The sequence below is a fragment of the Curtobacterium oceanosedimentum genome, assembly GCF_040545555.1.
In the GTDB taxonomy this organism is placed as follows: domain Bacteria; phylum Actinomycetota; class Actinomycetes; order Actinomycetales; family Microbacteriaceae; genus Curtobacterium.
Map to the genome: position 1 here is coordinate 135,557 of NZ_JBEPMD010000004.1, position 23,327 is coordinate 158,883.

Genomic DNA, 23,327 nt, shown 5'->3' on the forward strand with positions numbered 1-23,327 from the left:
TCTCCTCTAGATTACGGGACATGACCGACACCGACCAGCACAGCCCCGCGACCGACCCCGCGCTCCTCGACGCCCTCCGCGAACACGTGCAGGGAGGGCTGCCGACCACGATCGCTGACCTCTCCTCGCTGGTCCGGCTGCCGTCGGTGTCGTGGTCGGCGTTCGACCCGGCGCACGTGCAGGCCAGTGCTGAGGCCGTCGCGGACCTGGCCCGGTCGACGGGCGTCTTCGCCGCCGACGCCGTGCGCATCGTCCGGTCCGCCGTCGAGGGCGAGACCGCGGGCGCGCAGGAGGCCGGCCGCGAGCTCGGGCAGCCCGCCGTGCTGGCGGTGCGTCCCGCCCGGAACGGGAAGCCGACCGTCATGCTCTACGCGCACCACGACGTGCAGCCCCAGGGCGACGACGCGCTGTGGGAGACCCCGCCGTTCGAACCGACCCTGCGCGGCGACCGCCTCTACGGCCGCGGTGCGTCGGACGACAAGGCCGGCGTGATGACGCACATCGCCTCGCTCCGGGCGCTGCACGCGCAGTTCGGCGACGACCTGGACCTCGGTGTCGTCCTCTTCGTCGAGGGCGAGGAGGAGTTCGGCTCCCGGTCGTTCCGCACCTTCCTGCGCGAGCAGAAGGAGCACCTCGCGGCCGACGTGATCGTCGTGGCCGACAGCGACAACTGGTCGGTCGACGTGCCCTCGATCACGGTCTCGCTCCGCGGCAACGTCACGTTCCGTGCGACGCTGACGACGCTCGAGCACGCGAGCCACAGCGGCATGTTCGGCGGTGCGGCCCCCGACGCGATGATCCCGATGGTGCGCCTGCTCGCCTCGCTGCACGACGACGACGGCTCGGTCGCCGTCGAGGGGCTCACCGCGTACGACGCCGACGTCCCCGAGCGCTCCGAGGCCGAACTCGCGACGGACGCCGCGCTCCTTGAGGGCGTGCGACCGGTCGGCACGGGCCCGGTGCTCTCCCGCATGTGGTTCCAGCCGTCCATCACGGTGACGGGCATGGACGTCCCGAGCGTCGCGAACGCGTCGAACACGCTGCTGCCGAACGTCGCCGCCCGCGTCTCCGTCCGCGTGGCCCCCGGCCAGTCCGCCACCGACGCGTACGCCGCCGTCGAGCGCCACCTCCGCGCCCACGTGCCGTTCGGCGCGAAGCTCGACATCACCGAGGTCGACACCGGCGACGGGTTCCTGGTGGACACCGCCGGGTGGGCCGTGCAGGAGGCGCGCACCGCCATGCACGAGGGCTGGGGTGCGCCCGCGGTCGAGCAGGGCATCGGCGGATCGATCCCGTTCGTCTCCGACCTCGCGGCGGAGTTCCCCGAAGCGCAGATCCTGGTGACCGGCGTCGAGGACCCGGACACCCGCGCGCACAGCCCGAACGAGTCGCAGCACCTCGGCGTGCTGCACCGCGCGATCGCCTCCGAGACGATCCTGATGGCGCGGCTGGCGACGCGCGCCTGACCGGGCAGCCCGCACCGGCACGGGAGTGGGGGAGTACCGGACGGGAGGCCCGTGGCGACGCCGCCACGGGCCTCCCGTCCGTCGTCGGGTCCCGCCCTGTGGACGCCGCGCCCGTCCTGTCGGCTCCCGTGCTTACAATCGACCCAGGCGCGGTGACCGACACCGCCCGGAGGGAGACGCGCGGATGAGCGACACCATCATCGACAACGCACCGGCGACCGACGCACGCTCGCACGGCGTCGCGCTCAGCGACGCGGCGGCGGCGAAGGTGGCGAGCCTCCTGGAGCAGGAGGGCCGCGACGACCTGCGCCTGCGCCTCGCGGTCCAGCCCGGTGGCTGCTCCGGCCTGATCTACCAGCTCTACTTCGACGAGCGGCTGCTCGACGGCGACGCCACGGCCGAGTTCGGCAGCGGGGTCGAGGTCGTCGTCGACAAGATGAGCGTCCCGTACCTCGACGGCGCGACGATCGACTTCGAGGACACCATCCAGAAGCAGGGCTTCACCATCGACAACCCCAACGCGCAGGGCAGCTGCGCGTGCGGCGACAGCTTCCACTGACGCCGCCGGCGGGCGGTTGTCCGCCGACCGAACCGACACGCGAGCGGGGGGCGACCGATCTGGTCGCTCCCCGTTCGTCGTCCCCGGCCGCGCCGAGCCGCACGACCGGGGGAAAGCTGCGCGAGGCGGTCGTCGATCCCGCGCCGGACCGCGCCCAGTGTGCGCGAGACGTCACCGGCTGCGAGTAAGCTAGGAGTGTTCCAACCAAGCTGGGAACCAGCAATGAGCGGCCTCAGTGCACACGCAAGCGTGCACGTCCCGTCCGCTCGGCCGGTCTCCAGCAACGTCTTCCGAGAGGTAACAGTGCGTTCGAATCGCCGTATACGTTGGGCGGCCGTCCCGGTGGCCGTCGGTCTGGTCATCGCACTGGCTGGCTGCACGCAGCAGCAGATGAACGGATGGCTCCCCGGGACCGAGGAGACGAAGGACGTCACGAACCACACGAGCCGTGTCGTCGGCCTGTGGACCACCAGCTGGATCGTCCTGCTCGCGGTCGGTCTCATCGTGTGGGGCCTGATCATCTGGGCGGCGATCGTCTACCGTCGCCGCAAGGGCCAGACGGGCCTGCCGGTGCAGATGCGGTACAACATGCCGCTCGAGATCTTCTACACGATCGTGCCGCTCATCCTCGTGCTCGGATTCTTCGCCTTCACCGCGAAGGACCAGTCGGCGATCGAGAAGCCCTTCGACGACCCGGACGCCACGATCCACGTGTACGGCAAGCGCTGGGCCTGGGACTTCAACTACATCGACAAGGACAACCCGAAGGACAGCGTCTACTACCAGGGCATCCAGGCCCAGGAAGAGGAGAACGGCGACGGCGCGATCGACGAGTCGCAGCTCCCGACGCTCTACCTGCCGGTCGGCAAGAAGGTCGAGATCGAGCTCTCCTCGCGCGACGTCGACCACTCCTTCTGGGTCATCGACTTCCTGTACAAGAAGGACATGCTCCCGGGCAAGACCAACTACGAGTACTTCATCCCGCAGAAGGAAGGCACCTACCAGGGCAAGTGTGCCGAGCTCTGCGGTGAGTACCACTCCCTGATGCTCTTCCAGGTGAAGGTCGTCTCGGACTCCGAGTACCAGCAGTACCTCGACACGCTGCGCGAGCAGGGCAAGGTCGGTCTCCTCGGCAACGAGTACGACACCAACACGAACGAACCGAACAACCAGGCGCCGGTCGAGGCGTCGAGCGAGAACAAGTAGGGGTCCGTCAGATGACAACGTCACTCGTCGGCCAGCCGACAGCGCCGACGACGCCGGACTTCCAGGCGTCCAAGGTCGGTCGGAAGGGCAACATCATCGTCCGGTGGATCACCTCCACCGACCACAAGACCATCGGGTACATGTACCTGATCGCGTCGTTCGTCTTCTTCCTGCTCGCGGGCGTCATGGCGCTCGTGATCCGTGCGCAGCTCTTCGAGCCCGGCCTGCACGTGGTCGAGACGAAGGAGCAGTACAACCAGCTCTTCACCATGCACGGCACGATCATGCTGCTGATGTTCGCGACGCCGCTCTTCTCGGGCTTCGCGAACGCGATCATGCCGCTGCAGATCGGTGCGCCGGACGTGGCCTTCCCGCGTCTGAACGGGTTCGCCTTCTGGCTGTACCTGTTCGGCTCGCTCATCGCCGTCGGTGGCTTCCTCACCCCGCAGGGCGCCGCGTCCTTCGGTTGGTTCGCCTACGCGCCACTGAGCGACACGACGTTCACACCGGGTCTCGGTGGGACGCTCTGGGTGTTCGGCCTCGGCATGACCGGCTTCTCGACGATCCTCGGCGCGGTGAACTTCATCACGACGATCATCACGATGCGTGCGCCGGGCATGACGATGTTCCGCATGTCGATCTTCACGTGGAACACCCTCGTGACGTCGCTGCTCGTGCTGATGGCCTTCCCGGTCCTCGCCGCCGCGCTCTTCGGCCTCGGCCTCGACCGCGTGTTCGACGCGCAGATCTACAACCCCGCCAACGGCGGTGCCCTGCTCTGGCAGCACCTGTTCTGGTTCTTCGGCCACCCCGAGGTGTACATCATCGCGCTGCCGTTCTTCGGCATCGTCTCCGAGGTCTTCCCGGTCTTCAGCCGCAAGCCGATCTTCGGGTACAAGACCCTGGTCTACGCGACCATCTCCATCGCGGCCCTGTCGGTCACGGTGTGGGCGCACCACATGTACGTCACCGGTGGCGTCCTGCTCCCGTGGTTCTCGCTCATGACGATGCTCATCGCGGTCCCGACCGGCGTGAAGATCTTCAACTGGGTCGGCACGATGTGGCGCGGTTCGGTCACGTTCGAGACCCCGCTGCTCTGGGCCGTCGGCTTCCTCATCACCTTCACGTTCGGTGGTCTCACCGGTGTGATCCTTGCGTCGCCGCCGCTCGACTTCCACGTGTCCGACTCGTACTTCGTCGTCGCGCACTTCCACTACGTGGTCTTCGGCACCGTCGTGTTCGCGATGTTCTCCGGCTTCTACTTCTGGTGGCCGAAGTGGACGGGCCGCATGCTCAACGAGCGCCTCGGCAAGATCCACTTCTGGCTGCTGTTCATCGGCTTCCACACGACGTTCCTGATCCAGCACTGGCTGGGCGTCATCGGCATGCCGCGTCGTTACGCGACCTACCTGCCGAACGACGGGTTCACCTGGATGAACCAGCTGTCGACGATCGGCTCGATGATCCTCGCGATCTCGTTCCTGCCGTTCATCTTCAACGTCTACGTGACCGCCCGGAACGCACCGAAGGTCGCCGTGAACGACCCGTGGGGCTACGGCCGCTCGCTCGAGTGGGCGACCAGCTGCCCTCCGCCGCGCCACAACTTCACCTCCATCCCGCGGATCCGTTCCGAGTCCCCGGCGTTCGACCTGAACCACCCCGAGGCCGGCGTGCCGATCGGTGTGGGTCCGGCGAAGGACGCCCCGGATGCCCCGACCTACGACGCCGCGAAGGGCGAGGTGAAGTAAGGCGATGCGCGCCAACACCAACCTGTTCTGGATCCTGTTCGTCTTCTTCATCCTCGCGGATGCTGCCTACACCATCTGGGCGCTGATCTACTACGGCCGCCCGGAGTGGGTGGGCACCGTGGCGATCGGCCTCACCGGGATCATGTCCGCGTTCATCGCGTTCTACCTCGGCAAGGTGATGTCGTCGCAGGGCGGTGTCCTCCCCGAGGACCGTCCGGACGCGAACATCGAGGACGGCGACGCCGAGCTCGGGCACTTCAGCCCGTGGTCGTGGTGGCCGATCCTGCTCGCCGGTTCGACGGCCATCTGCTTCCTCGGCCTCGCAGCCGGCCTGTGGATCGTGCCGATCGGGCTCGCGCTCGTGACCGTCACGCTCGTCGGCTGGGTCTACGAGTACTACCGCGGCAACTTCGGACACTGATCCGATCCACCTGACACCTCGGGCGGCACCACATCCGGTGCCGCCCGAGGTGCGTCCGGGGCCCGTACCCCACCCGGACCGAGCTCTCGGCCGGCAGCGGGTATCCCGGAACCACAGGGAATCAACCGGCCCGTACGCGGCTTGACCCGTGCGGACCCCGCAACCACAGCGAAAGGACTCACCTCCGGTGACCGACAAGCGCACCCTCATCATCTTCGGCGCGACGGGCGACCTCGCCTCCCGCCTGCTGCTCCCGGGACTCGGAACGTTCCTGCAGAGCGGTCGAGCGGTCCCCGTCCAGCTGATCGGCACGGGCCGCAGCGCCCGCAGCGCGGAGCAGTGGAAGGACGTCGTCACGAAGTCCTTCGCGTCGCAGGACGTCAAGGGTCCCGAGGTCGACGCGACCCTCGAGTCCACGACCTTCATCCAGGGCGACCCGACCGACCCCGAGCACCTCAAGGCGCTGCTCGACGCGGCCGAGGCCGAGCCCATCCTGTACTTCGCGCTGCCGCCGCAGATCGCGTCGGACATCTGCGAGGCGCTGCAGGGCGTCGAGCTGCCCGAGGGCACGACCCTGGCGTTCGAGAAGCCCTTCGGCACCGACGTCGCCAGCGCCGAGGCCCTGAACAAGACCGTGCTCGAGCTCGTCCCCGAGGAGCGCGTGCACCGCACCGACCACTTCCTCGGTCGCACGACGGTCCTGAACATCATCGGTCTGCGCTTCGCGAACCGTCTGTTCGAGCCGATCTGGAACGCGGACAACATCGAGAAGGTCGACGTCTTCTACGACGAGACGCTCGGGCTCGAGAACCGTGCGCAGTACTACGACGAGGCCGGTGCCCTGGTCGACATGATCCAGTCGCACCTGCTGCAGATCCTCGGCCTCGTGACGATGGACGCCCCGGCCGCCATCGACGCCGTCGAGTTCCGCTCCTCGCTCGCCCGTGTCCTCCGGTCGACCCGCCTCAAGGGCGACGACCCGAAGATCGCCTCGCGCCGCGCCGTCTACACGGCCGGCACGATCGACGGCAAGGAACTGCCGTCGTACCAGGACGAGGACGGCGTCGACAAGTCGCGCGAGACGGAGACGCTCGCCGAGATCCAGGTCGAGGTGGACACCGCCCGCTGGAAGGGCGTGCCCTTCACCCTCCGGTCCGGCAAGGCGCTCGGCGCCAGCCGCAAGGAGGTCCTCATCACCTTCAAGCCCGTCACGCGCCTGCCCTCCGGTCTGTCCGGTCGGCCGAAGGCGGACACGCTGCGCATCGTCCTGAACCCGGACGAGATCGAGCTGAGCGTGTCGGCGAACGGCGGCGGCAACCCGTTCGAGATGGGGCAGGTCACCCTGTCGTCGTCCTTCGACGACGGCGAGCTCACCCCGTACGGCGAGGTCCTCAACGGCATCTTCCACGACGACCCGCTGCTCTCGATCCGCGGCGACGTGGCGGAGCGCTGCTGGGAGATCGTCGAGCCGGTCGTGGACGCCTGGAAGTCGGGCGACGTCCCGCTCGAGGAGTACCGCGCGGGTTCGCGCGGCCCGGCGGACTGGGAGTCGTCGTCCTGACGGACGCCGTCTCCTGACGGAGTCACCTGACGGACGGGAGGCACGGTGCCAGCTGGCACCGTGCCTCCCGTCCGTTCGTCCGGCGTGTCTCCGTCACCGCGGCGGGGTTGCTGCCCATCGCACCTGACCTGGACGACCGATCCGCGCATCGGAAGCAGGAAGGAACGGCCTCCCTTGCGCGGAACGGTCCCCCTTGCGCGGAACAGCCTCCCTCACGCGGAACTGCCTCCTTCGCGCGAGACGGCCGAGCGCGAGACCGCGGTGCGCGAGCGGGCTCCTCAGGAGGGGGCGCCGGCCCGACGGCCGCCGCCGGTCCAGGACCGCGTGCCCCCGTCGTGCACGGCGAGCCGCGTCCGGTGTCCCGACGAGGTGCCGCGCGCGCGGGCGATCGCGTCCGCCGCGGACACGAGCGTCAGGTGGGAGAGCACCTGCGGCGTGTTCCCGATGTGGTGGCCGGTGGCGACGTCGATCTCCTCCGAGAGCATGCCGACGTCGTTCGTGTACCCGACGAGCACGTCCATCAGGCGTTCGGCGTCCTCGACGCGTCCGGAGGCGGCGTACTGCTCGACGAGCCAGAACGAGCACGCGAGGAACGGGTGCTCGCTGCCGGACAGGCCGTCGAAGCCCGACGTGGTCCGGTACCGCAGCACGAGGCCGTGGTCGCCCACGCGCAGGTCCTGTTCGATCGCCGCGACCGTGCCCGTCATCCTCGGGTCGTCGGCGTGCAGGTACCCGATCTGCGGCAGGACGAGCAGGCTCGCGTCGACCTCGTCGGTGTCGTAGTGCTGCCGGTAGCTGCCACGCTCGGCGTTCCAGCCGCGCTCCTCGATCTCGGCGCGGACCTCGTCGCGCAGGCGGCGCCAGCGGTCGACCGGGCCCTCGAGACCGAACTCCTCGACGGCGGCGACCCCGCGGTCGAAGGCCGCCCAGATCATCGCCCGCGAGTGCGTGAAGTGCCGCCGCGGCCCGCGCATCTCCCAGATGCCGTTGTCCGGTTGCTGCCAGTGCTCCTCGACGTACCCGAGCAGGGCACGCTGCAGCGCCCACGAGTCGACGTTCTCCTCGACGCCGAGCTCGCGGGCGTCGTGCAGGGCTGCCAGGACCTCGCCGAAGACGTCGCCCTGGTACTGCGTCGACGCACCGTTGCCGAGCCGCACCGGCGTCGAGTCGAGGTAGCCGGGGAGCTCGTCGAGCGTGCGTTCGGGGAGTTCGCGTTCGCCGGCGATGCCGTACATGATCTGCACGTCGGCCGGGTCGCCGGCGATCGCGCGGAGCAACCACCCCCGCCAGTGCATCGCCTCGTCCCGGTACCCGTGGGCGATGAGCGACGCGAGTGCGAGGGACGCGTCCCGGAGCCAGACGTAGCGGTAGTCCCAGTTGCGTTCGCCACCCGGGTCCTCCGGGAGGCTCGTGGTCGCGGCCGCCACGACGCCGCCGGTCTGTCCGTGGGTCATCGCACGGAGCAGCAACAGGGAGCGTCGGCTCGCCTCGGCGTACGGACCCTCGGTGTGCGCGGTCGCCATCCAGTCGCGCCACCAGCGTTCCGTCGCCTGCAGGGCGGCGTCGACGTCGAGCGGCTCCGGCGGCTCGCGGTGCGACGGGTACCAGGTGAGGACCGTGTCGACGACGTCGCCGTCGTGCACGGTGACGGTGTGGGTGTGCCGGTGGTCGTCGGCCCGGAAGCGGACGCCGCGGACGACGACGGAGCCCGGGCCGGCGGTCGCCAGGAGCGCGGGGTCCTCGTCGCCGCCGATCTGGCGGACCCAGGGGAGCGCACGGGCGTAGTCGAAGCGGATGCGGAGCGACTGTTCGATCTCCACGGAGCCCCGCAGCCCGCGGACCCGACGGACGATCGCCGCGCGGTGGGCGCCGATCGGCATGAGGTCGGTGACCTCGACGACGCCGGTCGACGTCGTCCACACGGTGGAGAGCACGAGGGTGTCCGGGTGGTGGTGCCGCGTGCTCGTGGCGTCCGGGGCGGTGGGGCGGAGCGACCAGTGCCCGTGGTCCTCGGTGCCGAGCAGCGACGCGAACGTCGACGGGCTGTCGAAGCGCGGCAGGCACGCCCAGTCGATCGTCCCGTCGCGGCCGACCAGGGCTGCCGTGTGGGTGTCGCCGATGAGGGCGTGGTCCTCGATGCGGTTCGGCGGGGTCGCGGTGCTCATGGCTCGATCCTGGCACCGGCGGCCGTCGTGCGGCCCTACGGCGCTGAAGGTGTGCACAGCGCAGCCGTCGGATCTGCCTGTGCAGGGATCAGAGCGGCGCGGACGGGTCGGCGTCGACGAGACCGACGCGGTCGAGTTCCGACCACATGCCGGCACCGTCCGGGGCGTACACCCACGGAGCGGAACCGGCGCGCGTGCGCTCCTGCGCGCGCGAGCGGCCACCGGCGAGGACCGCCTCGCTCGTGGACAGCTGCCGGATCGCGACACCGGCCACGTTCTCCGGGTGCTCGCGCGCGAACTCGCCGTAGAGGCTCTCGTCGTGCTGCCCGTCGTCACCGACCAACAGCCACTGCACGTCCGGGAAGTCACTGGCGAGCCGCCGGAGGTTCTCCTGCTTGTGGAGCTGACCGCTCCGGAAGAACCGGTCGTGGGTCGGGCCCCAGTCCGTCAGCAGGAGCGTGCCCGACGGGTACATGTTCCGCGTCAGGAAGCGCTGCAGCGTCGGTGCCACGTTCCACGCGCCCGTGGAGAGGTACACGGTGGGAGCGCCGGGGTGCTGCGCGAGGACGCGCTCGTAGAGCACGGACATCCCCGGGACGGGGCGGCGGGCGTGCTCGGTCAGGACGAACGAGTTCCACGCCGCGAGCATCGGGCGGGGGAGCGACGTCACCATGACGGTGTCGTCGATGTCGGAGAGCAGGCCGAAGCGCGTGGCCGGGTCGACGATGAAGACGTCGGCCTCGACGTCGCGCATCCCACCGGCCGAAAGCCGCACCGTCTGCCATCCGGGTTCGAGGTCGATCGGGACCTTCACGTCGACCACGCCGCCGCGGTCGGACTGCACCACGTGGGTCGTGCCACCGGCCGTCACGGTGACCTCGGCGTCGTCGACGGCGACGCTCGTGAAGCTCCGCCAGCCGCGCACGCCGTAGTACGAGGCGTCGGACGCCAGACCGCGACGGGTCAGCAGCACCCGGCAGAGCACGCGGATCCAGCCCGGTGCCCCGTAGCCCGTGTAGGGGATCACGGTCGGCACCAGGCCGCGCCGTCGCGCCCGGTGCTCGCGGAACTCCTGGACGGCGTCTTCGATCCGGGCGGCCCGGTGGAGGATCGGTTCGGCCAACGACGGCTCGTGGGGCGTCGGGTCGGGCATGACTCCATCCTTCCACGCGGGCGACGTCGGCGGCGGTCGGTGGACGACCGGAACGGGGTGAGTCGCAGCGATGTTCCAGCCGGTCTGTGCCAGAGTCCTTCCCGTCGCTTCCCACATGACCGCGCTCCGACAGGAGTGCAAGAGGAGAACACGTGCTCGTCACCGAGGTATCGAACGCACTGCCGGGGGGATCATCACTGCTCAGGAACGAGCCGGTCCAAGCCCGCAGTTCGGCGCGCCTCGCGGGACTCCTCGACGCCGCGGCGGCCGTGATCGACGAGATCGGCTTCGAACGGCTGACCACCGCGATGGTCGCCGAGCGCGCGGGGGCGTCGATCGGCACGGTCTACCGGTACTTCCCGGACCGCATCGCCGTGGTCGAGGCGCTGGCGATCCGGAGCACGCAGCGACTCGCCGAGCGCTTCCTCACCGCCCTCGACGAGAGCGACGCCACCACGTGGCAGGACGCGCACGACGCGCTGATCGACGCGACCGTCGAGATGTACCGCTCGGAGCCGGGCTTCCGCGCGATCCGCTTCGGCGATCCCGCGGACACCGGCACCGGTGACGCCGAGGACCGCATGGCCGCGCTGGGGGCGGCCGTCGCGCAGGTCCTGCACGACCGCTTCGGCTACCCGCTCGGCGAGCGTCCGGAGCGCGCCTGGGTCGTGCTGGCCGAGTCCGCGCACGCCGTCATCGCCCGAGCGCTCCGCGACCGGTCCGCTCCCGACACCGCGCTCATCGAGGAGTACCGAACGATGAGCCGTGCGCACCTCGAGGCGGTCGCAGCGGCCGCCTGAGCCGCGGTCGGTCCGCGCGCGACGCGCCCGGCCGACGCACCGGACCATCCACCGACGCCCGTGCTCCCGAACAGGGAGTGCGGGCGTCGTTGTCCGCGAGCCGTCATGACGGGTCACGGTCGAACGCTGTCCTCGATGCGCGGGTACGCTCGTGCGGAGTCGGGCTACCTCCGAACAGAAGGGCACCCACATGATCGAGTTCCGCTCGGTGCGCAAGACGTACCCGGACGGCACCAACGCGGTCGACGACTTCAGTCTGGTCATCCCGTCGCGGACGACCACCGTCTTCGTCGGTTCCAGCGGCTGCGGCAAGACGACCCTGCTCCGCATGATCAACCGGATGGTCGACCCGTCGTCGGGGACGGTCGAGATCGACGGCGAGGACGTCGCGGGGGTCGACCCCGTGCAGCTCCGTCGCAGGATCGGGTACGTCATGCAGAACGCCGGGCTGCTGCCCCACCGCAAGGTGGCGGACAACATCGCGACCGTGCCGCTGCTGACGGGCGTCTCGAAGGGCGAGGCCCGTGCCCGGGCGCTCGAGCTGATGGACACCGTCGGTCTCGACCGCGCCTTCGCGGACCGGTACCCCTCGCAGCTGTCCGGCGGCCAGCAGCAGCGCGTCGGTGTCGCCCGCGGTCTCGCCGTCGATCCGAACGTCCTGCTGATGGACGAGCCGTTCGGTGCCGTCGACCCGCTGGTCCGCAGCGACCTGCAGGACGAGCTCATCCGCCTGCAGCGCGAGCTCGGCAAGACGGTCGTCTTCGTCACGCACGACATCGACGAGGCGTTCAAGCTCGGCGACCAGGTCGTCATCCTCAAGAAGGGCGGCGAGATCGCACAGCTCGGTACACCGGCCGAGATCCTGGCCGAGCCCGCCGACGACTTCGTCGCGAACTTCATCGGGGCCGGGCGTGGACGGCGGGCCCTGCGCGTCGAGCAGACCCCGACCGGACCGATCGTCGTCGACGGTGACGGACGGGCGGCCGGTGTGCTCACGGGTCCGGTCCAGGTGGTCGACGCCGCAGCCGCGGTGCCGCAGGCAGCAGAGGCCGGGGCGCGTGACACCGCTCCGGGTGCTCCGGCGCAGGGTGGGGGACCGCGGTGAACTGGATCCTGTCGAACCTCGACACGATCAGTGACGCCACGATCGCGCACCTCGCGATCGCGATCCCACCGATCATCATCAGCTTCCTGCTCTCCATCCCCATCGGCTGGATCGTGGTCCGTCTGCAGCGGCCGGGCGGATCGCGGTTCGCGGCCGGTGTGGGCAGCGGCATCGTGACCTTCGCGGGCCTGCTGTACGCGATCCCGTCGCTGGCGCTCTTCGTCGCCCTGCCGAGCATCATCGGCACGAGCCTGCAGAGCCCGGTGAACGTGATCATCAGCCTGACGATCTACGGCCTCGCGCTCATGGTCCGGTCCACGGTGGACGGTCTGACCTCGGTCGACGCCGGCACGAAGGCGGCGTCCACCGCGATGGGCTACTCGGGCGTGCAGCGCTTCTTCCGCGTGGAGCTCCCGCTCGCCGGACCCGTGCTGCTCGCCGGGCTGCGCGTCGTCGCGGTCTCGACGATCTCGCTCACGACGGTCGGTGCCGTGCTCGGCATCCGGAGCCTGGGGTCGCTGTTCACCGACGGCCTCGCACGCGGCATCACCGAGGAGATCCTCTCCGGCATCGTCATGGTGCTCGTGCTCGCCTTCGCGCTCGACGGCCTGCTCGTGCTGCTCGGCCGGCTGGTCATGCCCTGGACGCGTCGAGCGCCCCGGAGCCGTCGCACCGCGCGCCGGGTCCTGCAGCGTGCGGAGGTGGCCTCGTGATCATCGGTCAGGCGTTCGGCTGGGTGTTCGACCCGGCCAACTACACGGGCTTCAACGCGATCCCCGGGCGGCTCTGGGAGCACGTCTGGATCACCCTGCTCGCCGTCGCCATCGCGTCGGTGATCGCGGTCCCGATCGGGTACGCGATCGGCCACACCGGCCGGGCGCGCGGCCTGTCGATCGCCCTGTCCGGCGGCATCCGCGCCCTGCCGACGCTCGGTGTGCTGTCGCTGTTCGGCCTGCTGCTCGGCATCGGACTCGAGGCACCGCTGCTGGCGCTCGTGGTCCTGGCCGTGCCGTCGGTGCTCGCCGGCGCGTACGCGGGCATCGAGTCCGTCGACCCGGTGACGATCGACGCCGCGAAGGCCCAGGGCATGACCGGCTGGCAGGTCCTCTGGAAGGTCGAGATCCCGCTCGGGCTGCCGCTCCTCATCGGTGGCGTCCGCTCGGCCGTGCTCCAGGTCGTCGCGACCGCCACCCTCGCCGCGTACGTCGGTGCCGGTGGCCTGGGCGGGTACTTCTTCCTCGGCCTCAAGACCCAGGACTACGCCGAGATGCTCGGCGCGTCCATCCTCGTGATCGCGCTCGCGATCGCGTTCGAGATCGTGTTCGCCGCACTGCAGCGGGCGTCCGTGCCGAAGGGCACCCTCGACCCGTCCGCGCGGCAGCGCCAGGGATCGCGCGAGCGAGCCCGCAATCCCATCCCGGAAGGAAACCCATCGTGATCACAGCACGGATCCGCGTCGCCCTCGCCGCCGCAACGGCACTCGGCGTCGCCGCAGCCCTGACCGGCTGCTCGTCTGGTGACCCGCTGAGCAGCGGCTCCAGCGCGTCCTCCGACTCGAAGACGATCGTCATCGGCTCGCAGCAGTACTACTCGAACGAGATCATCGCCGAGCTCTACGCGCAGGTGCTCGAGAAGGACGGCTTCACCGTCCAGCGCAACTTCAACATCGGGCAGCGCGAGGTCTACATCCCGCAGCTCGAGAAGGGTGCGATCGACGTCATGCCGGAGTACAGCGGCAACCTGCTGCAGTACTTCGACAAGGAGTCCACGGCGAAGACGGCCGACCAGATCGACGACGGTCTCGAGAAGGCCCTGCCGAAGGGGCTGCGCGTCCTCGACGAGGCCGAGGCCACCGACCAGGACAGCTACACCGTGACGAAGCAGTTCTCCGAGGAGAACGACGTCACGAGCCTGGCGGACCTGAAGAACGTCAAGGAGAAGCTGACCGTCGGTGCGAACTCCGAGTTCCAGACCCGCCCGTACGGCCCCGAGGGCCTGAAGTCGGTCTACGGCGTGGACGTCGACTTCACGGCGGTCGAGGACTCCGGCGGCGCCCTGACGGTGAAGGCGCTCAAGGACGGCACCGTCCAGCTCGCCGACATCTACAGCGCGGACCCGAGCATCAAGGCGAACGACTTCGTCTCGCTCAAGGACCCGGAGAACCTGATCCTGCCGCAGAACGTCATCCCGGTCGTCTCCGACAAGGTCGACGAGAAGGCTGCCGACGCGATCGACTCGGTGAACGAGAAGCTCACCACCGAGAAGCTCATCGAGCTCAACGAGAAGAGCGTCACGGACAAGGAGAAGGCTTCGAAGATCGCGAAGCAGTTCCTCCAGGACGAGGGTCTGCTCTAGTCGGGCGGCGCTCGGCGCCGACCAGGACTGAACGACGGGTGTCGGGCTTCAGCCCGGCACCTGTCGTCGTTCGTGGAGTGGCCGTACCGGCACTGCTGTTCCGCACGGTTGTGCCGACCACTGCCGCTGCACGTTCGTGCAGAGGTGGCCTCTACAACTTGTCGAAGGAGGTGTCCGGGCAGTAGCGTGGAGGTGTCCCGACGGGGTGACAAGTACCAGTTCCTCCTCCTGGAAGAGGCATCTCTCGTGCACGAACAGCGCGCGGCGGACCGGCTCGGACTCGCCGCATGAACGACATCCTCGATCCCCTGATCCTGTCGCGGTGGCAGTTCGGTCTGACGACGATCTACCACTTCCTCTTCGTCCCGCTGACGATCGGCATGGCGCTCGTCGTCGCCGTCTTCCAGTCCGCGTGGGTGCGCACCGGACGTGCGCACTACCTGCAGCTGACCCGCTTCTTCGGGCGGATCTTCCTCATCAACTTCGCGATGGGGGTCGTCACCGGCATCGTGCAGGAGTTCCAGTTCGGCATGAACTGGTCGAACTACTCGCGGTTCGTGGGTGACGTCTTCGGCGCCCCGCTCGCGCTCGAGGGCATCCTCGCGTTCTTCTTCGAAGCGGCGTTCATCGGCATCTGGATCTTCGGCTGGGACCGCCTGCCACGGGCCCTGCACCTGGCGAGCATCTGGTGCGTCAGCGTGGGCACGATGATGTCGGCCTACTTCATCCTGGCGGCGAACGCCTTCATGCAGCACCCGGTCGGCTTCGCGATCAACGAGACCAAGGGCCGCGCCGAGCTCACCGACATCTGGGCCGTCCTGACGAACAAGGTCGCGCTGGCCGCCTTCCCGCACACGCTCTTCGGCGCGTTCATGGTCGCGGCGTCGGTGATCATCGCGGTCGCCGCGTGGCACCTGGCCCGCAACCAGAACCTCGAGACGATGATGCCGGCGCTCAAGTTCGGCATGTGGACGATGCTCGCATCGGGTGCGCTGACCGTGCTGTCCGGCGACCAGCTCGGGCTCACGATGGTCGACACCCAGCCGATGAAGATGGCCGCGGCCGAGGCGCTCTACAACACCTCGACGGGCAAGGACGCCTCGTTCTCGATCTTCACGCTCGGGACCCCGGACGGTGTGCACGAGCTGTTCTCGATCCGCATCCCGTACCTGCTGTCGTTCCTGTCCACGCACACCTTCACCGGTACGGTCGAGGGCATCAACGACCTGCAGGCGCAGTACACGCAGGTGTACGGCCCCGGCGACTACAAGCCGATCATCTGGGTCACCTACTGGTCGTTCCGGTGGATGATCGCCCTCGGGGTCGGCGCGGTGCTCGTGTCGGTCGTCGGCCTGTGGCTGACCCGCAAGGGCCGGTTCCCGACGCAGCGCTGGGTCTGGCGCGTGGCGACCTGGTCGGTCCCGCTCCCCATGGCCGCGATGATCATGGGCTGGGTCTTCACCGAGATGGGCCGCCAGCCGTGGCTCGTGTTCGGTCTGCTCCGCACGGCGGACGGCGTCTCACCGAACGTCACCGGGGTCGAGGTCCTCATCTCCCTGGTCGTGTTCACGCTGGTCTACGGAGCGCTCGCGGTCGTCGAGTTCGGGCTCATCAAGAAGGTCGCGCAGGAGGGCCCCGCCGCTCCTGCGGAGGTCGACGAGGCCACCGGCGAGGTCAAGCACGAAGTGACGGTGTACTGAGATGGACCTCCCCGTTCTCTGGTTCGCGATCGTCGGACTCTTCTTCGTCGGGTACTTCGTCCTCGACGGGTTCGACTTCGGTGTCGGCATGTCCCTGCCGTTCCTCGGCAGGGACGACACCGACCGCCGAGTCCTCATCAACACGATCGGCCCGGTCTGGGACCTCAACGAGACCTGGGTCATCGTCGCCGGCGCCTGCCTGTTCGCGGCCTTCCCGGAGTGGTACGCCACGATGTTCTCCGGGTTCTACCTCGCGCTCCTGCTCATCCTCGTGGCGCTCATCGCCCGTGGGGTGTCGTTCGAGTACCGCCACCAGCGGAAGCACCCGGAGTGGAGGCGCCGCTTCGACCTGATGATCGTGGTCGGCAGCGCCGTCCCGGCGTTCCTGTGGGGCGTCGCGTTCGGCAACGTCGTCCGGGGCATCCCGATGGACGCCGAGCACAACTTCACCGGGACGTTCCTCGACCTGCTCAACCCGTTCGCGCTGCTGACCGGGCTCGCGACCCTGCTGGTGTTCTTCACGCACGGCGTCGTGTTCGTCGCGCTGAAGACCGAGGGCGACATCCGTGTGCGTGCGAAGCGGTTGGCGACCCGTGCGGGCGTCCTGACGATCGTCGTCGGCGCCGCGTTCCTGGTGGCGATGGCGTTCGTCCGCGCGACCCCGGCCAGCCTCGTGCTCTCGGTCGTCGCCGCGCTCGCGCTCGTCCTCGCGGTGCTCTGCACCGCCTGGGGCAAGGAGGGCCGTGCCTTCGCGCTGATGGCCGTCACGATCGCCGCGGTGGTCCTCGCGATGTTCACGGCGATCTTCCCGGACGTCATGCCCGCATCGAACGACCCGGCGAACAGCCTGAACGTCACCAACGCGTCGAGCGGGCAGTACACGCTCACCGTCATGAGCTGGGTCGCGCTGATCTTCGTGCCGCTCGTGCTGGCGTACCAGGCGTGGACGTACTGGGTGTTCCGCAAGCGCGTCTCGCGGGCCCACATCGACCAGGCCGCGCACTAGGAGGAACCCGGTGAAGCCGCTCGACCCCCGTCTGCTCCGCCTGTCGCGTTCCGCGCGCTGGTCCGTCGTCGCCTCGGCGGCGACGGGCCTGGTCCGCACACTCGCCACCATCGGCATCGCGTGGGGGATCGCCAGGGCGGTCACGCTCGGCGTCGACGCGGTGCGCGACGGCCGGCTCGCCGAGGGAGCGGTCCCCGCCGCGTTCGTCCCGACGCTCGCGCTGCTGGCCGGCGCGTTCGTGGTCCGTGCCGTCGCGGCGTGGGCGACGGACGACCTCGCGGCGCGGGCGGGCGCGACGGTGAAGAGCGAGCTCCGCGCGACCGTCCTGGCCCGCGCGGCGGAACGCGGGCCGTCCTGGCTCGCCGAACGCTCGACTGCCGGTTTCGCGACGGCCCTCGGCCCCGGGCTCGACGCCCTCGACGCCTACTTCGGACGCTACGTCCCGCAGCTCGCGCTCACCGCCGTCGCGACGCCGGTGCTCCTCGTCGCGATCGGGATCGGTGACGTGACGAGTGCCGTCGTCATCGTGCTGGCGATGCCGGTGATCCCCGTCTTCATGGTGCTCATCGGCCTGGCGACCCAGGCGCTCCAGCGGCGGCAGTCGGACGCGCTCACCCGGCTCGGCGGCGCGTTCACCGAAGCGGTCGAGGGCCTCGCGACCCTCAAGGTCTTCGGGCGTGCCCGCCGTCAGGTCGGCCGCATCGGCACCGTCACCGACGAGTACCGCCGTGGCACCATCGGGGTCCTGCGCCTGTCGTTCGTCAGCGGCTTCGCCCTCGAACTCGCCGCGAGCCTCTCCGTCGCCCTCGTCGCGGTGTCGATCGGCGTCCGACTCGTCGACGGCTCGCTCGGCCTCGGCGCCGCGATGTTCGTCCTGGTGCTCGCCCCGGAGGCGTTCGCGCCCCTCCGTCAGGTCGGTGCCGACTTCCACGCCGCCCAGGACGGCGTCGAGGCGTCCGCTGCCGTGCTCGACGTCCTCGACGACCGGGGACGCGACACGTCGACCAGCGCCGACACGTCCGACACCGCCGCCGCGGCCTCCGACCTGGTGCTCGAGGGCGTGGTCGTCCGTCGCCCCGACGTCGTCGTCGGCCCGCTCGACCTGCGCGCAGCGCCCGGCACCGTCGTCGCCCTCGCGGGCTCCAGCGGCTCCGGCAAGTCCAGCCTGATCGCCGCGATCCGCGGCGTCCTGGCGCACGACGGCGCGGTGACCGTGCCCGGCGCGCACGGTGCGAGCCGCGCCGAGCGCACGACCTGGGCCGACCAACGCCCGCGCCTGGTCCGCGGCACGGTCGCCGAGAACGTCGCCCTGCACACGCGACCCGACGACCACGACGTGCGCCGCGCACTGGGCGAGGCGGGGCTGGGAGTCGAGCCGAGCCTCCCGGTCGGCCCCGGGGGAGCGGGCCTGTCGGGCGGCCAGGCGCAGCGCGTCGCCGTCGCGCGGGCCCTGTACCGAGCCCGCCGCGCGCGCACGCCGCTCGTCCTGCTCGACGAGCCGACCTCGGCCCTCGACGCCGACGCGGAACGCACCGTCGTCGACGCGGTCCGGTCGCTCGCGGCCGACGGCGCGGTCGTCGTGGTGGCGAGCCACCGCCCCGCCGTGCTGGCCGCCGCGGACGTCCGCGTCGACCTCCGCCCCGGGGGAGCCGTGACCGTGACGCACCGCCAGGAGGCACGCGCATGAGCCGGGAGGCCCGTCCCACGTCCGTCCTGCGGCTGGCCCTGCCCCACGGGGCCGGTTGGGCGAAGGCGGTCGCCGCCGGCGCGCTCAGTGCGGTGTGCGCGGTGGCGCTCCTCGCCGCGAGCGGCTACCTCATCACCCGCGCGGCCGAGCAGCCACCGATCCTGTACCTGACGCTCGTCATGGTCGGGGTGCGCGCCTTCGCCCTCGGCCGGGCCGCGCTGCGCTACGTCGACCGGCTCGCCGGGCACGACGCGTCGTTCCGCCAGCTCGCCGTCGTGCGGACCGAGATGTACCGACGGCTCGCCTCGGTCGCGCCGGCCGGGCTCGGGGCGACCGGGCGCGGCGACCTGCTGACCCGGCTCATCACCGACACGGACCGGCTGCAGGACCTGCCGATCCGGGTCGTCGGGCCGCTCGTGTCGGCGGGCGTCGTGGCCCTGCTCTCCGTCGTGGCGGTCGCGGTCGTCTGGTGGCCGGCGGCGGTCGTCCTCGTCGTCGCGCTCGCGCTCGCCGCGCTGCTCGGGACGGTCACCACGCTCGCGGTCGCCCGCCGGTCGGACCGTGAGACGGCGGCCGAGCGCGGACACGTGGCCGACCTGGTGCTCGACACCGTCCGGACCCTCGACGTGTTCACCGCGTACGGCACCCTGCCCGACCGCCTGGCGGCCATCGCCGCGCTCGACGCCCGCGTGACCCGCGCCGTCCGGCGCCGTGCGACCGTCGAGTCGCTCGTCGGGGCCCTCGTCGGGCTGGTGGGCGGCGGCGCCGTCGTCGGGGTGCTCGCGGTCGGGGCTCCGGCCGTCGTGTCCGGTGCGCTGGACGGGCCGCTCTGGGCGCTCGCCGTCTTCGTGCCCCTCGCGCTCTTCGAGGTCGTCGGCGGGGTCCCGCTCGCCGTCCTGACGCTCCGACGGGTCCGTGCCGCCGCCGAGCGGATCGAGCAGGTCGTTCCCGCGGCGCTGCCGGACGGCATCGTGCCGGAGCCGGACGAGCCGGCCGAGCCGTCGGACCTCGTCGTCGACGGGCCGGTCCGCCTCGCGCTGCGGGACGTCACCGTGCGGTGGCCCGGCGCGACGACGGCGGCGGTCGACCGGGTGTCACTCGACCTGCACCCGGGCGAGGTCGTCGTGCTCGAGGGCCCGAGCGGTGCCGGGAAGTCGACGCTCGTGGATGCCCTGGTGCGGTTCGTCGAGCACGAGGGTTCCTACACGCTCGACGGGGTCGAGGCCCGGTCGATGCACCCCGATGCGGTGCGTGCCCGGGTCGGGCTCGTGGAGCAGGACCCGTTCGTGTTCGACCAGTCCGTGCGGCAGAACCTGCTCTTCGCGCGCGACACCGTCACCGACGCCGAGCTCACCGCCGTGCTCGACCGGGTCGGGCTCGGCCCCTGGGTCGCCGGGCGCGGCGGACTCGACGCCCCGGTGGGGGAGCGCGGGGGGCTGCTGTCCGGCGGGCAGGCACACCGGCTCGCGCTCGCGCGGGCGCTGCTGCACGCCTTCCCCGTGCTGGTGCTCGACGAGCCGACGGCCGACGTCGACCCCGACCTCGGCGACGCCGTGCTCCGTGACCTCGTCGGTGCCGCGCGGCAGGCCGGCCGCACGGTCCTGGTCGTGTCCCACGTGCCGGTGCCGGCCGACCTCGTCGACCGGACCCTGCGCATGCGCGACGGGCGTCTCGTCACCGACGGAGCCGCCCGCTCGACCCGGTGACCGCCCGCCGGACGGACGGTCCGACGGCGGGGCCGGGGCGGGCCTCCAGGCCTTGTACCCTTGGTGATCGTGACCACCGAGCACTCCACCGCACCCTCCGGCGAGCAGCCCGCCGTCGATCCGGACGCCTACGACTTCCGCCGCATCCAGGAGAAGTGGCAGCCCCGCTGGGAGGAGCTCGGGCTCTTCACGACCGACCTCGACGACTCGCGCCCGCGCAAGTACATCCTCGAGATGTTCCCCTACCCGTCCGGTGACCTGCACATGGGGCACGCCGAGAACTGGGCGCTCGGTGACTTCGTGGCGCGCTACTGGCGCCAGCAGGGCTTCAACGTCCTGCACCCGATCGGCTGGGACTCCTTCGGGCTGCCCGCCGAGAACGCGGCGATCAAGCGCGGCGTCGACCCGGCCGAGTGGACGTACGCGAACATCGAGCAGCAGAAGGCGTCGTTCAAGCGGTACGCGCCGTCGTTCGACTGGACGACCGAGATCCACACCTCGGACCCCGAGTACTACAAGTGGAACCAGTGGCTGTTCCTGAAGATGTACGAGAAGGGCCTGGCCTACCGGAAGGACAGCTGGGTCAACTGGGACCCGGTGGACCAGACCGTGCTCGCGAACGAGCAGGTGCTGCCCGACGGCACCTCGGACCGCTCCGGCGCCGTCGTCGTCAAGAAGAAGCTGACGCAGTGGTACTTCGCGATCACGAAGTACGCCGACCGGCTGCTCGACGACCTCAACCAGCTCGAGGGGCGGTGGCCGGCGAAGGTCATCGCGCAGCAGCGCAACTGGATCGGCCGCTCGGTCGGTGCCGACGTCGACTTCGTCATCGAGGGGCGCGACGAGCCCGTCACCGTGTTCACCACGCGCCCGGACACGATCCACGGGGTGACGTTCCTGGTCGTGGCGCCGGACTCCGACCTGGCGGCGTCGCTCGTCGCCTCGGCTGACGACTCCGTGCGTTCTGCGTTCGCCGACTACCTGACCGCCACCCAGAAGACGTCCGAGATCGACCGGCAGAACGCCGACCGGCCGAAGACCGGCGTGCCGCTCGGCCGTTCCGCGATCCACCCGCTGACGGGGGAGCGCCTGCCGATCTGGGCCGCCGACTACGTGCTCGCCGACTACGGGCACGGCGCGGTCATGGCGGTCCCGGCGCACGACCAGCGCGACCTCGACTTCGCACGGGCCTTCGACCTGCCCGTCAAGGTCGTCGTCGACACGAACCAGCCGGTCACCGGCGCGATCCCGGTCATCCCCGAGGGCGCGACGCTCGAGGACCTCCCCGCGCTCGACCCGGCGTCGACGGGCGAGGCGCTGACCGGCCAGGGCCGCATGATCAACTCCGGGCCGCTCGACGGCATGTCGAAGCAGCACGCGATCACCGCGGCGATCTCCCTGCTCGAGGAGCGCGGCACCGGCCGGGCCGCGAAGACCTACCGCCTGCGCGACTGGCTGATCTCGCGCCAGCGCTTCTGGGGCACCCCGATCCCGATCATCCACGGTGCCGACGGCACCGAGCACCCGGTCCCGATGGACCAGCTGCCGGTGCGCCTGCCGTCGACCGAGGGCCTCGACCTGAAGCCGAAGGGCACCTCGCCGCTCGGTGGGGCGATCGACTGGGTGAACGTGCCGAACCCCGTCGACGGCACCCCGGCGACGCGCGACACCGACACGATGGACACGTTCGTCGACTCGTCGTGGTACTTCCTGCGCTTCCTGTCCGCGCAGGACGACACGCAGGCGTTCGATCCGGAGGCGGCGCGGAAGTGGGCGCCGGTCGACCAGTACATCGGCGGCATCGAGCACGCGATCCTGCACCTGCTCTACGCGCGGTTCGTCACGAAGGTCCTGTTCGACCTCGGCTACCTGGACTTCACCGAGCCGTTCTCGGCGCTGCTCAACCAGGGCATGGTGCTGTCCGGTGGCTCGAAGATGTCGAAGTCGAAGGGCGGCGTCTCGCTCGGCGACGAGCTCGACGCGAACGGTGTCGACGCGATCCGCCTGGTGATGGGCTTCGCCGGTCCGCCGGAGGACGACATCAACTGGGAGGACGTGTCGCCGTCGGCGTCCGCGCGCTTCCTCGCGCGCGCCTACCGCCTGGCGCTCGACGTCACCTCGGCACCCGACGCGGTCTGGGCGGACGGCGACCGTGCCCTGCGGCAGGTGACCCACCGGTTCCTGGCCGATGCGCCGGGGATGATGGAGGCGTTCAAGTTCAACGTCGTGATCGCTCGACTGATGGACCTGGTCAACGTCACCCGCAAGGCGATCGACAGCGGCCCCGGTGCCGGTGACCCGGCCGTGCGTGAGGCCGTCGAGACGATCGCCCTCGCCCTCGCCGTCTTCGCGCCGTACACGGGTGAGGAGATGTGGGAGAAGCTGGGCTACGAGGCCACCGTCGCCACGCACGGCTGGCGGAAGGCCGACCCGACGCTGCTGGTGCAGGACACCCTGACGGCCGTCGTGCAGGTCAACGGCAAGGTTCGCGACTCGTTCGAGGTGTCGAAGTCGATCGAGGCGGACGAGCTCGAGCAGCTCGCGCGTGCGTCCGCGAACGTGCAGCGGTACATCGGTGACCGCGAGATCGTGAAGGTCATCGTGCGGGCGCCGAAGCTCGTGAACATCGCGATCAAGGGCTGACGGGAGTCCTCCCCAGCTGACGGCCCGGCGGCGTCCTCCACAGGAC

General features: G+C 70.4%; 18 protein-coding genes. 16 read left to right on the plus strand and 2 right to left on the minus strand.

What is annotated here, in order from left to right; genetic code table 11:
- Positions 1–20: 20 nt before the first annotated feature.
- The 6 genes from ABIC52_RS05790 to ABIC52_RS05815 all read left to right on the plus strand — a co-directional run bounded on the left by ABIC52_RS05790 (position 21) and on the right by ABIC52_RS05815 (position 6,961).
- A complete protein-coding gene (locus ABIC52_RS05790; RefSeq protein WP_354026853.1) occupies positions 21–1,466 on the plus strand; it encodes a dipeptidase in 1,446 nt (481 codons plus the stop codon).
- Positions 1,467–1,650: 184 nt separating this feature from the next.
- Positions 1,651–2,025 carry a HesB/IscA family protein gene (locus ABIC52_RS05795; protein ID WP_058729751.1) on the plus strand — a complete coding sequence of 125 codons (375 nt, stop codon included), beginning with the start codon at positions 1,651–1,653 and terminating at the stop codon, positions 2,023–2,025.
- Positions 2,026–2,328: 303 nt separating this feature from the next.
- Complete coding sequence (gene ctaC, locus ABIC52_RS05800) at positions 2,329–3,231, plus strand: aa3-type cytochrome oxidase subunit II (RefSeq protein ID WP_126891198.1); 903 nt, start codon at positions 2,329–2,331, stop codon at positions 3,229–3,231.
- Positions 3,232–3,242: 11 nt separating this feature from the next.
- Entirely contained in the window at positions 3,243–4,979 is a 1,737-nt protein-coding gene (ctaD, locus tag ABIC52_RS05805; protein ID WP_066653797.1) for an aa3-type cytochrome oxidase subunit I, read from the plus strand.
- A 4-nt stretch (positions 4,980–4,983) separates the two neighbouring features.
- On the plus strand, positions 4,984–5,400 hold the full coding sequence (locus ABIC52_RS05810) for a cytochrome c oxidase subunit 4 (protein ID WP_126891199.1): 417 nt from the start codon (positions 4,984–4,986) through the stop codon (positions 5,398–5,400).
- Between the two features lie 187 nt (positions 5,401–5,587).
- Positions 5,588–6,961 carry a glucose-6-phosphate dehydrogenase gene (locus ABIC52_RS05815; protein ID WP_126891200.1) on the plus strand — a complete coding sequence of 458 codons (1,374 nt, stop codon included), beginning with the start codon at positions 5,588–5,590 and terminating at the stop codon, positions 6,959–6,961.
- Between the two features lie 278 nt (positions 6,962–7,239).
- On the opposite strand, the gene ABIC52_RS05820 is transcribed toward ABIC52_RS05815, so the two are convergent.
- A complete protein-coding gene (locus ABIC52_RS05820) occupies positions 7,240–9,126 on the minus strand; it encodes a glycoside hydrolase family 15 protein (RefSeq protein WP_354026854.1) in 1,887 nt (628 codons plus the stop codon).
- An 88-nt stretch (positions 9,127–9,214) separates the two neighbouring features.
- Positions 9,215–10,279: an App1 family protein phosphatidate phosphatase gene (locus tag ABIC52_RS05825; protein WP_126891202.1), complete on the minus strand. Its 1,065-nt coding sequence runs from the start codon at positions 10,277–10,279 to the stop codon at positions 9,215–9,217.
- Positions 10,280–10,431: 152 nt separating this feature from the next.
- Here ABIC52_RS05825 and ABIC52_RS05830 point away from each other — a divergent pair, with 152 nt between their 5' ends.
- The 10 genes from ABIC52_RS05830 (at position 10,432) to leuS (ending at position 23,281) form a co-directional block, all read left to right on the plus strand.
- Positions 10,432–11,079, plus strand: a complete 648-nt coding sequence (locus ABIC52_RS05830) for a TetR/AcrR family transcriptional regulator (RefSeq protein ID WP_126891203.1) — start codon at positions 10,432–10,434, stop codon at positions 11,077–11,079.
- Positions 11,080–11,269: 190 nt separating this feature from the next.
- Positions 11,270–12,184, plus strand: coding sequence for an ABC transporter ATP-binding protein (locus tag ABIC52_RS05835; RefSeq protein WP_126891204.1), 915 nt, complete (start codon positions 11,270–11,272; stop codon positions 12,182–12,184).
- Positions 12,181–12,897 carry an ABC transporter permease gene (locus ABIC52_RS05840; RefSeq protein WP_126891205.1) on the plus strand — a complete coding sequence of 239 codons (717 nt, stop codon included), beginning with the start codon at positions 12,181–12,183 and terminating at the stop codon, positions 12,895–12,897. The genes ABIC52_RS05835 and ABIC52_RS05840 overlap by 4 nt, the downstream gene beginning before the upstream one ends.
- Positions 12,894–13,622 carry an ABC transporter permease gene (locus tag ABIC52_RS05845; protein WP_126891206.1) on the plus strand — a complete coding sequence of 243 codons (729 nt, stop codon included), beginning with the start codon at positions 12,894–12,896 and terminating at the stop codon, positions 13,620–13,622. The genes ABIC52_RS05840 and ABIC52_RS05845 overlap by 4 nt, the downstream gene beginning before the upstream one ends.
- Positions 13,619–14,539, plus strand: a complete 921-nt coding sequence (locus ABIC52_RS05850; protein WP_209676816.1) for an ABC transporter substrate-binding protein — start codon at positions 13,619–13,621, stop codon at positions 14,537–14,539. The genes ABIC52_RS05845 and ABIC52_RS05850 overlap by 4 nt, the downstream gene beginning before the upstream one ends.
- Before the next feature lie 287 nt (positions 14,540–14,826).
- Positions 14,827–16,239, plus strand: coding sequence for a cytochrome ubiquinol oxidase subunit I (locus ABIC52_RS05855; RefSeq protein WP_354026855.1), 1,413 nt, complete (start codon positions 14,827–14,829; stop codon positions 16,237–16,239).
- A gap of 1 nt (position 16,240) precedes the next feature.
- Positions 16,241–17,245 carry a cytochrome d ubiquinol oxidase subunit II gene (gene cydB, locus ABIC52_RS05860; RefSeq protein WP_354026856.1) on the plus strand — a complete coding sequence of 335 codons (1,005 nt, stop codon included), beginning with the start codon at positions 16,241–16,243 and terminating at the stop codon, positions 17,243–17,245.
- Between the two features lie 10 nt (positions 17,246–17,255).
- Positions 17,256–18,932 carry a thiol reductant ABC exporter subunit CydD gene (gene cydD / locus ABIC52_RS05865; RefSeq protein WP_354026857.1) on the plus strand — a complete coding sequence of 559 codons (1,677 nt, stop codon included), beginning with the start codon at positions 17,256–17,258 and terminating at the stop codon, positions 18,930–18,932.
- A complete protein-coding gene (gene cydC / locus ABIC52_RS05870; protein WP_209824746.1) occupies positions 18,929–20,638 on the plus strand; it encodes a thiol reductant ABC exporter subunit CydC in 1,710 nt (569 codons plus the stop codon). Before cydD ends, cydC begins: the two co-directional genes overlap by 4 nt.
- Positions 20,639–20,707: 69 nt before the next feature.
- The gene (leuS, locus tag ABIC52_RS05875) at positions 20,708–23,281 is read left to right on the plus strand and encodes a leucine--tRNA ligase (protein ID WP_354026858.1); all 2,574 of its coding nucleotides are present in this window, start codon (positions 20,708–20,710) and stop codon (positions 23,279–23,281) included.
- Positions 23,282–23,327 lie beyond the last annotated feature (46 nt).

Coding starts and splice junctions, on each gene's coding strand:
- cydB (WP_354026856.1), top strand. CDS start 16,241: ATGGACCTCCCCGTTCTCTGGTTCGCGATCGTCGGACTCTTCTTCGTC.
- ABIC52_RS05835 (WP_126891204.1), top strand. CDS start 11,270: ATGATCGAGTTCCGCTCGGTGCGCAAGACGTACCCGGACGGCACCAAC.
- ABIC52_RS05820 (WP_354026854.1), bottom strand. CDS start 9,126: ATGAGCACCGCGACCCCGCCGAACCGCATCGAGGACCACGCCCTCATC.
- ABIC52_RS05825 (WP_126891202.1), bottom strand. CDS start 10,279: ATGCCCGACCCGACGCCCCACGAGCCGTCGTTGGCCGAACCGATCCTC.
- ABIC52_RS05855 (WP_354026855.1), top strand. CDS start 14,827: ATGAACGACATCCTCGATCCCCTGATCCTGTCGCGGTGGCAGTTCGGT.
- ABIC52_RS05790 (WP_354026853.1), top strand. CDS start 21: ATGACCGACACCGACCAGCACAGCCCCGCGACCGACCCCGCGCTCCTC.
- ABIC52_RS05810 (WP_126891199.1), top strand. CDS start 4,984: ATGCGCGCCAACACCAACCTGTTCTGGATCCTGTTCGTCTTCTTCATC.
- cydC (WP_209824746.1), top strand. CDS start 18,929: ATGAGCCGGGAGGCCCGTCCCACGTCCGTCCTGCGGCTGGCCCTGCCC.
- ABIC52_RS05795 (WP_058729751.1), top strand. CDS start 1,651: ATGAGCGACACCATCATCGACAACGCACCGGCGACCGACGCACGCTCG.
- ctaD (WP_066653797.1), top strand. CDS start 3,243: ATGACAACGTCACTCGTCGGCCAGCCGACAGCGCCGACGACGCCGGAC.